Source organism: Exiguobacterium aurantiacum DSM 6208 (genome assembly GCF_000702585.1).
Taxonomy (GTDB): Bacteria; Bacillota; Bacilli; order Exiguobacteriales; family Exiguobacteriaceae; genus Exiguobacterium; species Exiguobacterium aurantiacum.
The window spans coordinates 1,907,963-1,926,182 of record NZ_JNIQ01000001.1 but is presented as its reverse complement, the minus strand read 5'-3'; the positions used below and the strand labels follow the sequence as shown (position 1 = coordinate 1,926,182).

Annotated in this window: 19 protein-coding genes and 1 pseudogene; 18 read left to right on the top strand and 2 right to left on the bottom strand. The window is 51.3% G+C overall.

Annotation, left to right across the window (positions count from 1 at the left end; genetic code table 11):
* The first annotated feature begins 243 nt into the window (after positions 1 to 243).
* The 13 genes and pseudogenes from P398_RS0110175 to P398_RS0110110 all read left to right on the top strand — a co-directional run bounded on the left by P398_RS0110175 (position 244) and on the right by P398_RS0110110 (position 11,324).
* On the top strand, positions 244 to 1,506 hold the full coding sequence (locus tag P398_RS0110175; protein WP_029335066.1) for an NCS2 family permease: 1,263 nt from the start codon (positions 244 to 246) through the stop codon (positions 1,504 to 1,506).
* Between the two features lie 152 nt (positions 1,507 to 1,658).
* A complete protein-coding gene (locus tag P398_RS0110170) occupies positions 1,659 to 2,594 on the top strand; it encodes an IS30 family transposase (RefSeq protein WP_029335064.1) in 936 nt (311 codons plus the stop codon).
* An 84-nt stretch (positions 2,595 to 2,678) separates the two neighbouring features.
* Positions 2,679 to 3,722 (top strand): DUF2332 domain-containing protein, encoded by a 1,044-nt coding sequence (locus tag P398_RS0110165; protein WP_034799137.1) that lies wholly within the window; start codon positions 2,679 to 2,681, stop codon positions 3,720 to 3,722.
* Complete coding sequence (locus P398_RS0110160) at positions 3,719 to 4,216, top strand: hypothetical protein (RefSeq protein WP_029335061.1); 498 nt, start codon at positions 3,719 to 3,721, stop codon at positions 4,214 to 4,216. The genes P398_RS0110165 and P398_RS0110160 overlap by 4 nt, the downstream gene beginning before the upstream one ends.
* A gap of 54 nt (positions 4,217 to 4,270) precedes the next feature.
* Positions 4,271 to 4,759 carry a DinB family protein gene (locus P398_RS0110155; RefSeq protein WP_029335060.1) on the top strand — a complete coding sequence of 163 codons (489 nt, stop codon included), beginning with the start codon at positions 4,271 to 4,273 and terminating at the stop codon, positions 4,757 to 4,759.
* Positions 4,756 to 5,247: pseudogene (locus P398_RS17050) on the top strand (DUF3916 domain-containing protein). Before P398_RS0110155 ends, P398_RS17050 begins: the two are co-directional and overlap by 4 nt.
* Positions 5,248 to 5,444: 197 nt before the next feature.
* Complete coding sequence (locus P398_RS0110140) at positions 5,445 to 6,182, top strand: hypothetical protein (RefSeq protein ID WP_235263335.1); 738 nt, start codon at positions 5,445 to 5,447, stop codon at positions 6,180 to 6,182.
* Positions 6,179 to 7,102, top strand: coding sequence for an AAA family ATPase (locus tag P398_RS0110135; RefSeq protein WP_029335054.1), 924 nt, complete (start codon positions 6,179 to 6,181; stop codon positions 7,100 to 7,102). Before P398_RS0110140 ends, P398_RS0110135 begins: the two co-directional genes overlap by 4 nt.
* A 2-nt stretch (positions 7,103 to 7,104) precedes the next feature.
* Positions 7,105 to 8,166, top strand: a complete 1,062-nt coding sequence (locus P398_RS0110130) for a DUF58 domain-containing protein (protein ID WP_235263334.1) — start codon at positions 7,105 to 7,107, stop codon at positions 8,164 to 8,166.
* 13 nt (positions 8,167 to 8,179) lie between these two features.
* Positions 8,180 to 8,884, top strand: a complete 705-nt coding sequence (locus tag P398_RS0110125) for a hypothetical protein (RefSeq protein WP_029335051.1) — start codon at positions 8,180 to 8,182, stop codon at positions 8,882 to 8,884.
* Positions 8,881 to 10,254, top strand: a complete 1,374-nt coding sequence (locus P398_RS16615; protein ID WP_235263333.1) for a barstar family protein — start codon at positions 8,881 to 8,883, stop codon at positions 10,252 to 10,254. The genes P398_RS0110125 and P398_RS16615 overlap by 4 nt, the downstream gene beginning before the upstream one ends.
* A 44-nt stretch (positions 10,255 to 10,298) precedes the next feature.
* The gene (locus P398_RS0110115; protein ID WP_034799448.1) at positions 10,299 to 10,742 is read left to right on the top strand and encodes an NUDIX hydrolase; all 444 of its coding nucleotides are present in this window, start codon (positions 10,299 to 10,301) and stop codon (positions 10,740 to 10,742) included.
* A gap of 27 nt (positions 10,743 to 10,769) precedes the next feature.
* Positions 10,770 to 11,324, top strand: a complete 555-nt coding sequence (locus P398_RS0110110) for a suppressor of fused domain protein (protein ID WP_029335047.1) — start codon at positions 10,770 to 10,772, stop codon at positions 11,322 to 11,324.
* A gap of 46 nt (positions 11,325 to 11,370) precedes the next feature.
* Here the strand turns inward: P398_RS0110110 and P398_RS0110105 are convergent, their stop codons facing one another.
* Entirely contained in the window at positions 11,371 to 12,081 is a 711-nt protein-coding gene (locus P398_RS0110105; protein ID WP_029335045.1) for a GntR family transcriptional regulator, read from the bottom strand.
* A 161-nt stretch (positions 12,082 to 12,242) separates the two neighbouring features.
* Here P398_RS0110105 and P398_RS0110100 point away from each other — a divergent pair, with 161 nt between their 5' ends.
* The 5 genes from P398_RS0110100 to P398_RS0110080 all read left to right on the top strand — a co-directional run bounded on the left by P398_RS0110100 (position 12,243) and on the right by P398_RS0110080 (position 17,197).
* The gene (locus P398_RS0110100) at positions 12,243 to 14,132 is read left to right on the top strand and encodes a beta-glucoside-specific PTS transporter subunit IIABC (RefSeq protein WP_029335044.1); all 1,890 of its coding nucleotides are present in this window, start codon (positions 12,243 to 12,245) and stop codon (positions 14,130 to 14,132) included.
* Positions 14,133 to 14,144: 12 nt separating this feature from the next.
* The gene (gene bglA / locus P398_RS0110095) at positions 14,145 to 15,599 is read left to right on the top strand and encodes a 6-phospho-beta-glucosidase BglA (RefSeq protein ID WP_029335042.1); all 1,455 of its coding nucleotides are present in this window, start codon (positions 14,145 to 14,147) and stop codon (positions 15,597 to 15,599) included.
* 84 nt (positions 15,600 to 15,683) lie between these two features.
* A complete protein-coding gene (locus P398_RS0110090; protein ID WP_029335040.1) occupies positions 15,684 to 16,463 on the top strand; it encodes a hypothetical protein in 780 nt (259 codons plus the stop codon).
* On the top strand, positions 16,460 to 16,696 hold the full coding sequence (locus tag P398_RS0110085; protein WP_029335039.1) for an SMI1/KNR4 family protein: 237 nt from the start codon (positions 16,460 to 16,462) through the stop codon (positions 16,694 to 16,696). Before P398_RS0110090 ends, P398_RS0110085 begins: the two co-directional genes overlap by 4 nt.
* A gap of 42 nt (positions 16,697 to 16,738) precedes the next feature.
* The gene (locus P398_RS0110080; RefSeq protein ID WP_029335038.1) at positions 16,739 to 17,197 is read left to right on the top strand and encodes a GNAT family N-acetyltransferase; all 459 of its coding nucleotides are present in this window, start codon (positions 16,739 to 16,741) and stop codon (positions 17,195 to 17,197) included.
* Positions 17,198 to 17,323: 126 nt separating this feature from the next.
* On the opposite strand, the gene P398_RS0110075 is transcribed toward P398_RS0110080, so the two are convergent.
* The gene (locus P398_RS0110075) at positions 17,324 to 18,190 is read right to left on the bottom strand and encodes an AraC family transcriptional regulator (RefSeq protein ID WP_029335036.1); all 867 of its coding nucleotides are present in this window, start codon (positions 18,188 to 18,190) and stop codon (positions 17,324 to 17,326) included.
* Positions 18,191 to 18,220: the final 30 nt, after the last annotated feature.

Here is an 18,220-nt window from a genome sequence, read left to right as displayed (position 1 = left end):
CACTATTGCTGCGTTAACCTGCTCCTTCATTATAGCAGATTCTCTTCAAAAAAGATGCTAAAAACAGGAACGTTTGTTCTTGTTTTATAAAATGAAGCTTTAGACGGAGCAGGTCTCACGAGTGGGTCGAAAGATGGAATTGAGTCAACATTCGCTTGCATGTCAGAAGTCAGACAGGATATAATCAACCTCGTGTGTATAACCACATGGGTGGGTGAGGGTGCCAATAAAGGATTGATTCCTATGGCAAAACAAACAGAATGGAAAACAGAAACATACGGGGGCGTGCTGAACTTTCTGGCGACAGCATACATCCCGGCCGTGCACGCGGCAATCTTGACACAAGCCGGACTCCCGTTCGAGGGAGCGCTCGTCGGAGCGATTTTGACAAGCATCATCGGAACGTTCATCGCTGGGCTCTTCAACTTGCCACTGCTGCTGTTACCAGGGATGGGCATTAACGCGTTGTTCACGTACACGCTCGTCCTGCAGATGGGTCTAAGCTGGCAAGGCGCGCTCGCCGTCTCGCTCGTCTCGGGGGCGCTCGTCGTCTTGCTGACCGTGACGAAGGTGGCGAGGAAACTCGCGAACGCGTTCCCGCCGATCATTCATGACGGATTGACGGTCGGTCTCGGCCTGTTCCTCATCTTGATCGGGCTCGAGGCGGCGGGGATCGTCTCGGGCGGCGGTGGGGCACTGCTTCACATCGGAGATCTCGGAGAACGGCCGGTGCAGGTCGCGTTCCTGACGCTCTTCGTCGCCATTCTGCTCTTCTTGAAGATGGGACCGAGCAGTTTCCTTTGGACGATCGCGTTCGGTGTCGGCTTGAGCGCCGTCATGGGCACGCTCGACTGGACCGGTGAGTTCGCGCTCACACCGTTCTTCGAGTCGTTCGGCACCGTGTTCGGGAGCGTCTCGTTCACCGAATCGATGTCGCCGCTCTTCCTCGTCGCCGTCGGCGTGTTGACGCTCGTCTTGCTGATTGAAAACATCAGCTTGATCCAGAATCAGACACGCGCGATCGGCAAAGATGCGGACGCTCCGAAAGGGCTCGTCGCACAAGGATTGTCGACGATGGCGGGTGCCTTATTTGGCTCGAGCCCGACCGTCTCGACGGTCGAGGTCGCGGCCGGCATCTCGGTCGGGGCACGGGGCGGCATCGCCTCGTTCGTCACGTCAGGCCTATATGTCGTCTCGCTCTTGTTGTTGCCGCTGTTCGCGATCATTCCGGTTACGGCAATTGCGCCAGTATTGATCATCATCGGCATGATGATGTTCCAGAACGTGAAGCATCTCCCGCTCGACAATTGGGAGCATGCCTTCCCGGCGATTCTCGTCATCATCATGATCCCGTTCACGTATTCCATCGTCGATGGCATCGGGCTCGGCTTCATCGCCTATACGATGATCGTCTTGTTCAAGAAGGGCTATCGGTCGCTCAGTCCGGTCGTCGGTGTCTTGACCGTCTTGTTCCTCGTTTTCTTTTCTTTACCAGTCTGGCTGTAAGATAGGGCGGTACCGTGTATACGGTGCCGTTTTTTTGTATGATGAATTATAAAATTAAGTGCAACACCTGAACGTGAACGCAAAAAAGCCCATAGCGACGGCCTCGTGTAGAATGAAGTCACCACAACACACATTCAGACGGAGGAATCGCTATGAGCTACACCCATCTTACCACAGCGGAACGCGTGAAAATAGAGACCTACCTGGAGCTCGGGATGTCCGTACGGTCCATCGCGAGACGGCTCGGGCGACAGCCCTCGACCGTCTCGCGGGAGATCAGAAGGAACCCCGGCTACACGGCCGAACGCGCACAGGAGCGCTACGCCAAGGCGAAGCGAAACTGCGGCGCCAAGACGAAGCTCGACGACATGATGCGCCGGACGATCATCGAGAAGCTGCGGGCGACCTGGTCCCCGGAACAGATCGTGGGTCGTCTCTTCGACGGGAAAATCGCCTTCTCGACCATCTATCGTTGGATCTATTCGGGGCTGATCGACGTGCCGGTGACCGTGCTCCGCCAAAAGGGCAAGCGCCAGAAACCGATGGAGACACGTGGTCGGTTCAACATCGGTCTGTCCATCGCCAAACGTCCGAGAGAGGTGCGCACACGCGAGACATTCGGCCACTGGGAGCTCGACACCGTCGTCTCCGGGCGTGGGAAGTCGAGGGCGTGCGTCGCGACGTTCATCGAGCGGAAGAGCCGGTTCTACATCGCCCTGCCGATCACCGACCGCAGCGCGGCCTCGATGGAGGAGGCGATCCACACGGTCCACGCGGCCTTCCCAGCGGGCACGTTCAAGACGGCGACGACGGACCGGGGCAAGGAGTTCAGCTGTCACGAGCGCGTCCGGGCGACACTCGGCGTGCCGATGTATTTCGCCGACCCGTACTCGTCGTGGCAGCGCGGCAGCAACGAGAACGCCAACGGCCTCCTGCGCGAGTTCTTCCCGAAAGGATCGGACTTCGCGACGGTCGGCCAGGGAGAGATCGTGGACGCGCTCGCCAAGATCAACGGCCGCCCACGCAAATGCCTGGGCTGGAAGACCGCACACGAGGCCTTCACGGAGGAAGTGTTGCGCTTAATTTGACAAACCGTCGTATGGATAAAAAGGAGTCTCCTGACTTAAACGGAAAGTAGTATGCATGAAACACGTGTGAGGAGAGGATTTGACTTGACGATATCTGATTTGTCTCAAAAGTTTGTGACGTTTGCCGAGAGAGAATGCCGGGACTCGAGCCCGCTTTATGAATCGTTATCGCTATATATTTCAAAGGACGACGAGTTGCTTAAAATCGGTAGCGTGGTGAAGGAAGGCCAACCGGTCCCGAACTTATTGTTCGGTGCGGTCCATTACTTGCTGATGCAAGGGTACGACCACCCGCTAACAGACTACTACCCGAGTATGGTTCGCGACGCTAAGCCCGTAACCGAATCGTTCGAGTCGTTCAAATCGTTTTGTCTCACGTATCGAAATGAGATCGAGTCTATCTTAAGTTCGAAACCCGTTCAGACGAACGAAGTCCGAAGGTGTGCTTACTTGTATCCCGCTTTTGGCTACATTCATCATAAAACGAGAAAACCACTGGCATTGATTGAGATTGGGACGAGTGCCGGCTTACAACTGTTGTGGGACCAGTATGCGTATTCCTATGGGAAAGAGGAAGTGTTCGGAGATGTGCAGTCACGGTTACATATCCGTTCAGAACTCGTCGGGGAGCTGACACCGCCGCTCTCACCATTACCCGCCCCGGTCGCAGCACGTATCGGACTTGATTTGAACATCGTTGATTTAGAGAATGAAGCAGAGCGGTTATGGCTCAAGTCGTTGATTTGGCCAGAGCATGAGGAACGTTTAGAGATGTTCGAGCGCGCTTCTAGTTATATCGGCGAGCAACCGATTGACTTCATCGAAGGCGATGGGATCAGTCGATTGAGCGGTCTTGTCGGGAATATTCCAGAAGGAAGCACCTTATGCATCTTCCACACGCACGTGGCCAACCAGATGACGATTGACATGAAAAAACACTTATTGAACGTGGTCGAAGAGATCGGCCAAACGAGAGACGTTTTTCATCTCTACAATAATATCCAAGACAAAGACTTGCATCTGGACGAATACGTGAACGGTATCAAACGAGAGCAGACGATTGCTGAGACGGACGGGCACGGCAGATGGTTCAGATGGTTGTTAAAAGATGAGGCTGTATTGACATGAATACGATTATCGAGCGATTCGTTTCCATTCAAGAAGTCATGGATGCTCTCCGTTTACAAATCGCCAACTATAATTGGTTGGTGACGGACCTCGACGCCGTAATCTCAAATGACTCGTTGAAGTATTTCGAAGAGATTCAAGAACTTGAGGAGGGAGCGGCCTACTGGATAAAAGGTGAACGTCTACTCGAACTTGTCCAACACACAAACCTATACGTCATTTGGGGAGTATTCACGGCGTTTGAACGAAAGACGTCCATCAAGTTAAACGATCTAATCGTCCATCCGTTCGCAGACGGGAATAGTGATCTATGGATCGAGTCACCCCGTGTTCAGCATCCGGATGCTATGTGTGAATTAATCTTTTGGGACTCAACATTTGTTTTAATGCTGAGCCAAGTTGGGGACGTAAGCGAGCGATTCCGTCAAACATTCCCCGATTGGCGAAGTTTAGAGGAATATAATCGTACGGAAGGGTTATATGAAACGGAATAGATGAGATCGAATATGAGCGGATTCTTTACTTTATAAACCAAGGAGGACACTTTCATGACTAACACTTCAAACGTCATCGACGAGTTTGCATCCTATACCGCATGGCTAAACACGCTAACGGAATTGGATGAATCGGCGTGGGAGAAAACGATCGCGACCGACAAATGGTCAATCAAAGCAATCATCCTGCACATCGCCCATTGGGACAACCATCTGTTGAACGTCATCATCCCGGCCGTCAAGAACGGGGAAGGGATGATCTTCCCCGAGTTCGATTCGTTTAACGCGCGCGCGACCCAAAAAGCGAAACGTCTCTCTGGAGAAAAGGTGCTCACGTTCGCCAAAGCGAGTCGAAGTTCACTGATAGAAGGGCTGACGTCACTTCGTCACGAGACGATGACGATGCACACGACGGCAAACGGGGCGACCCATTGCCCGCACCAAGGTGTTCCGTACACACTTGCCTATATCGTCACCGAGTTCATCGAACATGACCGCCACCATCAGCAGCAAGTCGACCGGGTTATAGGGATGAAACCGTGAAGAGAAAAACGAAAGTACGAGGTGTCAGACGAAGGTTGAAACGGTTGCGGTTGGATATCGCAGAACAGACCCATTCGTTCCCGACGACGTTCCATGACGGATATTGGCATAGCAAAATTCCAATCGATCAATCGTTCTTACTATCGATTGAGAAGAACAGCGAGATTCAGCGTGCCGTCATCGAGACGATGCTAGAAGGGGGAACTCAGCTTGTGCGCCTCCGAGAACAGGAGAGTTGCCGGGTCGTCGTCTTGATTGACCTGCCGACGCTCTAGCAGTCCGAACTTATCGTATTCGAGAGCGACGCACGACTGAAGGCGTTCATGGAACGCGATACGTCTGAGCAGACGTGGACGCGCTTGCCTATCGACTCTATGTGCCTACAACGGTTCAACCTTTCAGCGGATGCCGAGGTACATCGGTTTCATGAGCGGATTCAAGACGAGGATGACACACATAACGGGGAAGTATGGTTGCTCGTTCGATAAACGGGCAACTTTTTTATAAAAAAACTGAATATTCGATCAAACCCTATGCTATAATCCTTTCAAATCCATTTTCCATAATAAGGGTTAAATGGAATCGATGAATGAAGGGAGCAGTGAAATCGAATGCAGTCGAATCAACAAATTCACAGACGAATCGAGCTATGAGAAAGGCCAAAGCCCTTTTTATATCCACGATTTTGATTTCATTACTGGTTGTCGCACTCATTTCACTCTCAGGTCAAGTCGCGTATACATACTTCAAAGGATTGGACATTTCTGGGAGTCCTATCACGAGCTGGGTGACGGACTGTCACGACAAGCGAAAGTTGTTTGGGATTATCGAAGTGGTCGATACCGAGCGTTGGTGCGGAGGTGGCGCTGACGAAGATTCTGCGTCCAAGTCTTCTGGAAGTGGGCGCATTGTTGGACCATCGGATGAGGAAGGTGGCACACCGAGAGGAAATTCGGATGACTTGTCTCCGTCATATGCGGAACCATCCAATGACGAAACCGATCGCCTTTCCCTGCTCCCATACATCCTTAGCGCGCTCCTTCTGTTGATTGGCGCATGGTTGTGGCGCAGACAGCGTCTCAATAAAAAAGTGAATGGTTTCGTTCTGACAGAGGAAATGCCCCACTCAAAGCAAAACATAAATGAAAGGTTCGAGCAGTCCCCACGCTCGATTCACCCGCTGCCGGATTCCCCGTTGCGGCAACATCTGATTCAATTCGAACAAGCGCTCCCGTCACAACAACGACGCCGGCCGTTCGAGACGTTGTCAGCCTGGGCGAACCGCATCCGGCTCGACGCCTCACTTTTGAGCTATTTAGAGACCCGTTATGACCAAGTCGAGATCACGCCACAACGAGAAGAAGCGTTCAAACAACAGCTCGATGCCCACTTACTTCGCTTAGAAAAGGAGCCACCCTTATGACGATCACACGCGTACTCGAACAGCTCGACCAAATCTATCTCGGAAAACCTGACATCACGCGCCTCTGTTGCACGGCGCTACTCGCGAACGGACACATCTTGCTAGAGGACGTCCCAGGTACGGGGAAGACGCTCCTCGCCAAAAGTATCGCAAAGAGCTTCGAGGCCGAGTTCACACGGATCCAGTTCACGGCCGACCTGCTTCCAAGTGATATCATCGGGGCTGACTTCTTCAACGTGCAGACGCAGGCGTTCGAGAATCGGACGGGCCCAATCTTCACGAATATCCTTTTGATTGACGAAGTCAACCGGGCCGTCCCCCGGACACAGTCGGCGTTACTTGAGGCGATGGAAGAGCGGCAAGTGTCGATTGGTGGGGTCACGTATCAACTGCCGGAACCGTTCTTCGTCATCGCGACACAAAATCCGATCGAGTCGGCAGGGACGTTCGCGTTGCCGGACGCACAACTCGACCGCTTCTTGATGTCGCTTCAAGTCGGCTATCCCGAGGCAGGCGAGGAGCGGCAGTTGATTCTGCAGACGATTTCGAAGACACGGCACGTCGTTCATGCCCTCATGTCGTCCGAGACGTTTTTAGCGGCACAGCGCGAAGTCGAGGAGGTTCGCATCCATGAGGACGTCGTGACTTATTTGCTCGCCCTCATCCAAGAGACGCGACACCATCCGCTCGTCGAAGTGGGGGCCAGCCCTAGGGCGACACTCGCCCTCGTTAGAGCGTCTCAGGCGTATGCCTACATCGAGGGTCGCCGCTTCGTGACGCCGGAAGATGTCCAAGCCGTCGCGACGCATGTGTTGGCGCACCGATTGACGCTCACGCTTGAAGGAGACGTGAAGTCGACGAAACGGGCCGTCCTCGCCGACATCTTGGAGCGCGTCGACGTCCCGGTCGAGAAGGTGTGAGGATGCGACAGGTCGAAGTCAGTACTCCGTCCCTTTTAGATGAAAAGCTTTGGCCAGCCTATATAGGGATACTCGTCTTCTTCGTTTGGTTCCCATACGTCTGGCCGTTTGCTTACGTGGCTGGCGTGATTCTGGGGCTGATGCTCGCACGGAAATGGCTGACGAAACAAATCGTTGAGGCGACAGGCTTGTCGTTTCATCAAAAGGAGCAGTTGTTGTTCGTGAATGATTGCGTCTCGCTCAAGATGGACGTGACAGGCATCGAGCGACTTGAAACGCTCGGGATCCCGACTTCGGTCCGCTTGGTGACGGGACGCGGCTTGATGTTTGACGAAGATCAGTCCGTGCACACCTTACAACTTCGTCATGAATCGACCTATTTGCTTCCAATCCACGCGAAGCAACGCGGTCCCGTCCAAATCGATGAATGCACCCTTCAGTTCAAGCTCCCGTTTTGGCTCGGCACCATCTTCGTCACCGGTTTTACACTGCCGTCCTGGATTATCCTCCCGTGCATCACGAAACAGAACCGATTCGACTCACGCCTCGTCCGGATGGGGGACCGACTCGTCAAACATTCGCCGCTCAATGACCCGTTGATGATGCAAAGTACAAAACGGTATGAGCAAGAGCCGGTCAAACAAATCGACTGGGTCGCGACAGCGAAGACAGGGAAGCTGCAGGCGAAAGTGTTTCAACGCCAAAACCTCGATACGTTCACACTCGCACTCGACTTGAGCGGTCCGCTCGGGAATGGCCTCCACGCGCGTTACGAAGAGTTGATTCAACAAGCCGCTTATCTCGTGTCCTATTTATTGAATGAAGACTGTAAAGTCGAGCTGTTCATCAATCGGCTAGACGCCGATAATCAGATTGACCATCTGCGGATGAGTGACGGTCGTAAGCAATTACGCCTCGCCCTCGTACGTTTGGCATGGATTTATGAATCCGATCGATTTGTCGCTTCGAAACGGTTCAATCAAATTATCGATCGACAGAAGCATCCGCATGCGGAAGTGATTCGGATTGACGCGTCACTGATGAACCGAATCGCTGTCGGTTGAAAGGAGTAAAGACATGTTCCGCCACCTCACGACATTCACTTTAGCCGGGCTCTTCACGCTCGGTACGACGTCAGCCATTGCCGCGCCGACAGAACGGTCAGCAGAACAATTTGCTGAAACACATTTCGAGTCGATCGTCCTCGACCATATCGAAGGAGACGACCCGAGTAACTATCACTTGACGGAAAGTCGCACCATCTCGTTCGGTCCGCTGCACGAAGTGATGATGGCCGCACAATCCTGTTATTCGCCAGATGACGCCTGTACGTTCGTCTCAAGCAAAGAATACGTCTCGGCTGTCCTACAGGACGGAGAAGCAAGAAACGTCATCGGTACGTACGAGCAAGAGCCAGGCGTCTTTGCCTTCTCCACGCTCGGGTATGGCGACGAGTTGGCCATTGCCTTAGCTGATGTGTCCGGTACATTGGTCCATTCCGCGCGCGAGAACGCCTGGTTTGACTATGACGGGGAGACGTTGACGACCTTGACGACCGATGCGAAACGGTTCATCGATGGAGACACGATTGCAATCGAGATGTATCAGAAACTCTTGGTCGAGACACGTTCAAACGTTCAAGGTTCCGCGGAGGATGGTCTCGTGGGTGGGGCGGGGAAGGCTCAGACGACAGAGTCAACATCGTATCGCATGCTTGGCCTCGCGTTGTTGGCGGGTCTCCCGCTCGGTTATCTCTTGTATCGGAGGCGTTGGAAAAGATGAATGTAAAACGTCCGTGGTTGCATGAGGTCGATGCGGCCACGGCTTTATTTGTGCGGCGACACGCGATGCACACGGATGAGTTTGAACAAAAGACGGAACACTTATCAAGTTCAAGCGATGGGACGTTATGGAAAGTCGACCGTTATGCATTCGACCGCGTCTATGACCAAGCGCTTGATGACGTGTATCGTTCGATTCGTCGACAAGTTGCTGACATCTTCTCGTTTCATCCAGGTGATATACAAATCGGTGAGGGTTTCACGGATGTAACGACGCTACGTTACCTCGTCTTGCATCCGTTCACCCGAGATGTCTACGTCGATGTCGCTCCATCTGGGGTCGTTGAGACGGTGTATGTCTGGATGCATCCGATCGAGGTGTGTCAACAGAGAGACCAAATCACTCGTGTGACGCTAGACGTCTCAAACATCGCGACGGAAACCGAGTTGCATGAACAATTGAAAGAACAGTTACAATTTCCTTCGCACTATGGCATGAACTGGGACGCATTTTGGGATGTCATCACCGATGAGAACGGGTTGCCGGACATCGTGGAGTTGTACGGATGGACAGAGTTTGAGCAACGTTTGCCTGTGGCGGCGAACACGCTCGCAAAATGTTTTTTGGACTACGCGAACGAGCCGGACTTAAAACTGTGTCAAATCCACTATCATCAGACAGAGATGCTGATTTTACCGAGGCAGGCATTAAAAGAAGGAGAAGCAAATCGCCTAATCTACCGACATCTCGCTGGCGCAACGTTCCCGTTACGTGTGAAACGCAAGACGTCAGTACGGTTGCCGAAGCGACACCGTTTCTCGCTTGAACGCATAGAAGAGGAGTCTGTCCTATCAGGAATTGTTCGCAGTCATGAGGAGATTGCCCCATGGTTGACACTTTCCATTGAAGACCAGCGCCAAGACGTCGTCACGTTCTCACATGGAACGGATTGGCTCTTGAGCTATTACCGGGAGGGGTTGACACTCCAAGGGGAGAATATTGAATCCGTTGAATCAATTGACACAGCGGATTATGAGACGTTCTTTCACCACGTGACACGGGGGCCGTATCCAATCGAATTGACGTTCTGTTTCGGTGGTACAATTGCTCCAAGCGAGACGGTGTATCGGTTGACGCTACATGACGCAGCATGGGAGAAATTGATTGAAGAAACGTTGTTACCTCAATTAAAGATTCCAAAAGCAAAAAGGTTTTGGCAGTCTTTTTCATCAACTACATCTCAACAGTCACTCGAGACGTTCTTAGGAGAATGTCATCCTCATATCTTTGGAAACTTCCTACTGGCGCATGATGCGGACGATGTGTATCACTTTATTGATCATGTGAACGGTTCAATCAAGCGGTTTTGAAATTCATATTGTAAAGGGGAAGTAGATTGAATTATATACAGGACATGCGGAACCTCATTGGAACTAATCTATTAATGACGGTCGGTTGTGGTGTCATCATCGAACACAATGATCAAATTCTGCTTCAACATCGTAAAGATCATGACGTTTGGGGAATCCCGGGTGGTGTGATGGAACCTGGTGAAACATTCAAGAGCGCTGCACAACGCGAAACGTTTGAAGAAACAGGTCTTACAGTCAATCAACTAAGTTTGTTTGGGCTCTATTCAGGAAAAGAAGGATATGCTTCTTATGAAAATGGAGATCAGGTCTTTAGTGTACAAGTCATCTTTCATGCGACGGCATTCTCAGGAGCACTCACGCAGGAAGGACAAGAGAGTCACGAGCATCGTTTTTTCTCACGCCATGAACTTCCAACATTGAACAGCCACCAAGAGAGGTTTATTATGGATTGGGTGCATCGAGAACAAACACCTATAGTAAAGTAAGAATCCATCAAGAAAGTTGGAAACATAATGAATTATTTAGAACACCTTGAATCCCATTGTGGAGAGTTCACGAATCAATTCGAAACGGACGATTTGTTAGAGCAGGCCGTGCAGTTCTTGCAGTTTGATGACAGCCCTATGACCGATACGTTTACCATCTCGACGCTAGGCCTTCATTGGCATACGCTGCAAAACGAGGACGGTACTCAGACACACCAAGAGCTCTTGTTGAGTTTCAAGCAAAAACGTTCGTATGAAGACGTGCTCGAGTTGTTGTGGCAATTAACGACGCATGCGCTCGAGACACATCACGCCTTCAAACTCGGTGAGTATTTTGAGCTTCCCCCGAACGTTTTCAAACGATTGAACTTCTCAGCGATCTATGTGGCGACCCCGTTTTATTTTAATGAGTCGTTTCATGTATACGAAGGGGACGAACAAACCGTAGTCCCAGTCTGGTTCATTCCCATCTTCCCATCTGAAGAAGCGTTCATCGAAGCGCACGGGGTAGAACGGTTCAACGAATTGCTTTATAAAACGGATGATGCGCTACTCGATTTGAAACGCAAACCGCTCGTCTGAACCACACCAAAACACCGCTCCACGCAAATCGCGTCGAGCGGTGTTTTCACATGTACGGCCCGTTCGCCTGGACGACGAACTGCGAGTGCCCGTAATGATAGGTGATTCGTGAGTAGTCGAACGGCTTCCCGTTCGTCAGATGGAAAATCGTCTCGATGCGGAGCGTCGGGTCGTCCATCTTCAGGCCAAGATAACCGGCCTCCGTCTCGTTCAGTCGCCCGACCTGCATATACATATCAGAAAAACCGATTGTGACGCCGAGCGCACTTTGAACGTAGTCGAAAATCGAGTCGGCGACAATCTCCCGATTCAGATAGGGCACGATTGCCTTCACATAATACGACTCCTCGTAACAAAACACTTCCCCATCGACGTAGCGGACCCGTTCGACGCGATACACGTCATCCGACACGTCAATCCCTAAGTTGTTGGCGACGTCTTCACTCGGCTTCGTGATCGACACATCGAGCACGTCCGACGTCAAGACGCGGTCGCCGAGGTTGCTTTTAAACCCTTGCGTCGAGAACAGACTCATGTAGCCCGGGCGGTTGTGACGCCGGACGAAGATCCCGCTTCCCCGCAATTGAAAGATGACTCCACGACGTTCAAGCAACTCGAGCGCCTTCGTGACGGTGCTCTTACTGACGCCATATTGGCTCATCAACTGCTCGAGCACAGGCAACTTTTCCCCTTGTTTTAAATCCTGATCATTAATGTACTGCTCAATCTCTGCTGCAATCTGTTGGTATTTTAGCATCCTTGTCCCTCATCTACATTGTCATGATGTCTTTATTATATCACACGCCTGTCAGAAAAAAGGTCACACAAATATTTTATATCGGTCTTGATTAATTGTACCGGTACAATTATAGTAAGAGTGTACAAAATGTAAGCGTTACATCAAAGGAGGGTTTTCAATTGAGTAAAGTTCGGGATTATTCAAAGCTCGCCCGTGACATTTTAGATGCGGTCGGTGGGGAAGAGAACGTCATCAATGCGGCGCGGTGTGCGACACGGCTTCGCCTTGTGTTGAAACGGTCGAATCCGCAAGCGAAAGAGAAAGTCATGGCGATGCCAGGGGTCATCACGGTCGTCGAGACGGGCGGACAATTCCAGGTCGTCATCGGGCAACACGTCGGGGAAGTGTTCGATGAGTTCTCGAAGCTCGTGAAGATGGAGACGAACGAGACGGAAGAGGGAAGTAAAGGGACAATCCTCAACCGCATCATCGCGACGATGTCTGCCGTGTTCGCTCCGTTCATCTATATTTTAGCTGCAGCGGGGATTCTGCAGGGGACGCTCATCATCACGACGCTTCTCTTCGAAGGGTTCGCCGAGACCGGGACGTACGAAGTGTTCAGCTTCATCTCGTGGGCGCCGTTCACGTTCTTACCGATCTTTATCGCCATCACCGCGTCGAAGCATTTCAAGACGAACACGTTCATCGCGGTGGCGGCGAGCGCGGCATTGGTCAGCCCGACATGGGCCGAGATGGCAGCACGCATCACGTCAGGAGAGACGATCAGCTTCCTCGGACTCGCCTTGTCGGGAACGACGTACACGTCGTCCGTCTTGCCTCCGCTCTTCCTCGTCTGGATCTTATCTTACGTCGAGCGGTTCTTGAACCGACATATGAACGAGGTCATTCGTCCACTGTTCGTCCCGTTCTTCAGTTTGGTACTCATGGTGCCGCTGACGATTCTCGTCATCGGACCGATCACGACGATGGGTGCGGTTGGGATTGCGAACGGGTATAACTTCTTAGCAGAAAACGCACCGATGCTCGCCGGTGCCATCATCGGTGGCCTCTGGCAAGTCGTCGTCATCTTCGGTGTCCATTGGGGCGTCACGCCGATGGTGCTCGCGAACTTCGATTTATACGGCCGCGACTCGTTTCAGGCGTATCAGACGATCGCCGTCATCGCCCAAGTCGGTGCCGTGCTCGGTGTCATCTTGAAAGCGAAGAGTCAAGAGACCAAAAAAGTCGGCGTCTCGGCGGGAATTACCGGTCTGTTCGGGATTACCGAGCCTGCCATTTATGGGGTCACGCTCCGTTTCAAAAAGCCGTTCATCTTCGGTTGTATCTCAGGGGCGATTGGCGCCATCGTCGCCAGTTTCTTCAACCCGTACTACTTCGCCTACGCCGGTCTACCGGGTCCGCTCACGCTCGTGAACGGGATCAGCTCGGACGTCCCTTCATCAATCTGGGGACTGCTGATCGGGACGGCCATCGCCATCATTCTCCCGGTCGTCTTGATTCAACTCTTCGGTTTTGGTGAAGATACGGCCAAACAAGTGCCAGAAGTGACAGAAACACCGGCAACGGCAGAAGCGAGTGCAACACTCGTTCAGGAAGAGACGATTGTCTCACCGGTGTCAGGGAAAGTGATTGCGTTGAATGAGATTCCGGACGACGTGTTCGGCTCCGGGGCGATGGGGAAAGGTTACGCCGTCGAACCAGACGGGAATAAGGTCGTAGCACCGTTTGACGGGACGGTCGTCATGGTCGCACCGACGAAGCATGCGATTGGGCTCCGCTCGAACTCAGGCATCGAGCTCTTGATTCACGTCGGTCTTGATACGGTGACGCTCGACGGGACACCGTTCACCGTGCACGTGAAAGATGGGGACCCCTTTAAAGCGGGCGATGTGTTGACGACGTTCGACCGTGACATGATTGTAGCCCATAACATCTCGACGATTACACCGGTCATCGTGACGAACAGTGCGACATACGCCGATGTACTCGTTCAATCAAATGAAATGACAGATTCAACACAAGTGATGCTCACGGTTGTGAACAATTAAGGAGGAACTACAATGAAAACATTACCAAACGACTTTTTATGGGGCGGCGCGCTCGCTGCTCACCAATTTGAAGGTGGCTGGGACGCCGACGGCAAAGGACCGAGCGTCGTTGACGTCTTGACGGCCGGTGCTCACGGCGTCGCGCGTCGCATCACGGACAAGGTCGAGCCGAACGAGTTTTATCCGAACCATGAGGCGATCGACTTCTACCACCGCTATAAAGAGGATGTCGCCTTGTTCGCCGAGATGGGTTTGAAGTGTCTCCGGACGTCGATCGGCTGGAGCCGGATTTTCCCGAACGGAGACGACGCTGAACCGAATGAGGCCGGTCTAAAGTTCTATGACGACTTGTTCGACGAGCTGTTGAAGCACGATATCGAGCCGATCATCACGTTGTCGCACTTCGAGATGCCACTCCACCTCGCACGCGAGTACGGTGGGTTCCGCAACCGTGCCGTCGTCGACCACTTCGTCCGCTTCGCGGAGGTCTGTTTCGACCGTTACAAAGACAAGGTCAAATACTGGATGACGTTCAACGAGATCAACAACAAGATGGACGTCAACAACCCGCTCTTCTTATGGACGAACTCAGGCGTCATCGTCGAAGAAGGGGAGAACGCGCGTGAAGTCATGTATCAGACGGGCCATCACGAGTTGATTGCGAGCGCCCTTGCCGTCGCGAAAGGGAAGGCGATCAACCCGGACTTCGAGATCGGGGCGATGGTCTCGCACGTTCCGATCTATCCGTACTCGTCGAACCCGGACGACGTCATGCTCGCGGAAGAGATGATGCGCCAGCGTTACTTCTTCCCGGACGTGCAAGTGCGCGGCGTCTATCCGAGCTACGCCTTGAACGAGTTCGAGCGTGAAGGCTATACGATCCCGTTCTTAGAAGGGGACGAGGAAATCTTGAAAAACGGGACCGTCGACTACCTCGGTTTCAGTTACTACATGTCGACGACCGTGAAGAGTGACGTCGTCGCCGACAACAGCGGTGACATCGTCAACGGCGGTCTGCCGAACGGTGTCGAGAACCCGTATATCAAGTCAAGTGACTGGGGATGGGCAATTGATCCGGTCGGTCTCCGCTACGTGCTCAACCGACTGTATGACCGCTATCAAATCCCGCTCTTCATCGTCGAGAATGGATTCGGTGCCGTCGATGAGATCGTCGACGGGAAGATTCATGATGCGGCCCGTATCGACTACTTGAAGGCACACATCGAGCAGCTGAAAGAGGCGGTCGTCTATGACGGCGTCGACTTGATCGGGTACACGCCATGGGGCATCATCGACATCGTCTCTTTCACGACGGGTGAAATGAAGAAACGCTACGGCATGATTTACGTCGACCGTGACAACGAAGGCAACGGCTCGATGGAGCGGATGAAGAAAGACTCGTTCGATTGGTACAAGCACGTCATCGAGACGAACGGGGAAGCGCTCGCGTACGAACCGGTCAAGTAATCTCAGACTCCTTTTGATGATCTCGATGATCGTCAAAGGGAGTTTTTTGTATAATGGAGAAGTGAGAGAAATGAGGGGATAAAGATGAGTCATATTACCATTCGTTTATATTCGAGCGTAAACGCGCAGCGCGACCGGAACTGGGCAAAGAAACACATCACAGCGATTCATTCGTCATACGTTTTTGAAGAATTGTTATCACGTGCGTTGTCACGCTTCGTGGAGAGCGGGGACATTCGTTTCAAAGACCCTAATTTTGTAGGGATAAACCTTATCCATGCTGAAACAAATCATACATACAATACGCATACGTATGATGACACACATCATCAACTCGTGACGCACGAGTTCACGCATGAGATGTTCGATTATGAGACGTATGAGATGATGCTTGATGAGAAAGAGAAGTTTCAGCAGTTCGCAATGGTCATTCGGGACGTGCTCGTGCCGTTGTTAGAAGAACAGACGAGTAGCTCGGAACGGCCGATTTCTGACATGATCGAGTATTGCCTGAAGCAGATTGAAATGAACGACTATAAGTTGGTCGCCTTGCTGAATAAGACACCGAAATCGAACAAAAAACGCAATCGGATCGTGCTTTTCAAATTGAGCGTCTCGGTGACCGGTGCGTCGTTTTGGATTGAAGGGTACGAACGAGGTATAAGACTGTTTCAAGAGAAGGTGATTGAGGAGATTGCGAGCCCGTACGCGTTCTCGTTGTATTTCGGAACGAGTCGTTGGGAATCAGACGATGTGTTTATCATTCAATCTGACGTCCGGAACTGGAATGCACGCGTCGACTTCAGAAGTGGGGACATCGACATCTATAAACGCGTGCGAGACGAAGGAGAGAAAACACGATGAACAAAATTGAGTTGAAGTTCAATCGGGTCGTAAAGATGATTGAGAAGTATCCAGAAGTGTTTACATACGGTTCAGGAGCTTCGGAAGCAGCGATTCGTGAGGCGGAGGAACAACTGAATGTGACGTTTCCGCCGATGTACCGTAAATTTTTGGAGACATATGGCTATGTGGTCATGGACGAGGATGCCCTATGGGGGGGATCTCACCAGATAACAGTGAATATTATGAATTGATGAGGTTTGGGACGCGATAATACATACGATTGGAGACAGACAATGTTATCCCTAAAAAAATCTACCATAGATGAAGCAGCTGTTCTGTTAGATATACAGAAAGAAGCGTTTCAAGAAGATTTAATCACCTACGAAGATTATGAGACGAACCCCGTCAACGAACCGATTGAGCGTCTAATCAAGAAAATTCAACTATTTATCCATTACACCATCTGGATTGATGGAGAGATTGCTGGTGGAGCAGACGTACGCGATCACGGTGACGGGAAGTATCGTTTGAATCGAGTTTTTTTATCGAAACATTATCAAAATAAAGGCTTTGGGACAGAACTGATCAATTTGATTGAGGCACAATTTCCGCTCGCTAAAGAATGGGTCCTGGACACGCCTCATTTGAATACTAGGAATCATCATTTCTATGAGAAGCTCGGCTACAAACGACAGGGACAGCATCAGGTCAATCATAAACTGATATTGATTGATTATGTAAAGAAAATGTAAGTGTAGAAGTACCATTCAAAAATTCATAGCCATTAATGAATCGGTCAGGTGACCCGCTGTAAAGCAAATTGAACCACTTAATAAGAGCATGTGCTCTACTAAGGGGTTTTCGCACCTATATCACGTTTACAGTTTTTTCTCTTTGACGGCCACCCACACTTCGCTATAAACATCGTCTGTTAGACCGTCATACTCCGTGTACGAAATGCTCGGTAAATCGGCGAGTTCATAGCCTGACGTCGGTAACCATTCAGCATACGTCTTGGCCATCGTCTCCTGGAGTGTCTCTGGGAAAGGCCCAGTATTCGGGAAGACGGCCCACAGGTTCGACGCAATCGTGATTTGTTCGAGGTCTTCATACGGATTGCTATGTGTCGTCGCATAGCCAATCATATGCGTCAGCAATCCTTTTTCGTCCAAATACCCCTCATCGAAGTCATACGATACGTTGAGCACTTGGTTTGGATACAGATCCGCCAACTGCGCCATCTCGCTGTATTGCTGATCTGTAATCGATTCTGCCAATTCAGCGATTGCGTTGTTCACCCCTTCAAATTGAATCGGAACGCGCTTCGACACACCGACCACGTTGAATGAAGGCTTGTGTTCTAATTTGAATTCCATGGAAATTCCCCCTTTAATATCGATGAAGAATGTGAATTTCGGGAATGATTTTTGAATCTTGTTTTTGATTACTTCTGACGGTAAAAAGCCGCACCAGTCACGAAACGCTCTTGAAAAACCGTCGACGGATTGATATCCATACGTAAACGCTACGTCCGTGACTGACATTCCTTGAATCAAATCTTTATTCGCTTCTGATAGCCGACGGTTTCGAATGTATTCGTTAAGTGTCATGCCGGCCATGTAGGAAAACATACGTCGAAAATGGTAATCGGAAACCCCGATGATGCGAGTAATGTCTTGATTTGTGATTTCGTCAGTCAAATGTTGCTCGATATGCGCCATCAAGCGGTTTAACGATTCAGGCATTGGCATCCCCTCCCTTCTGCATTCATCATA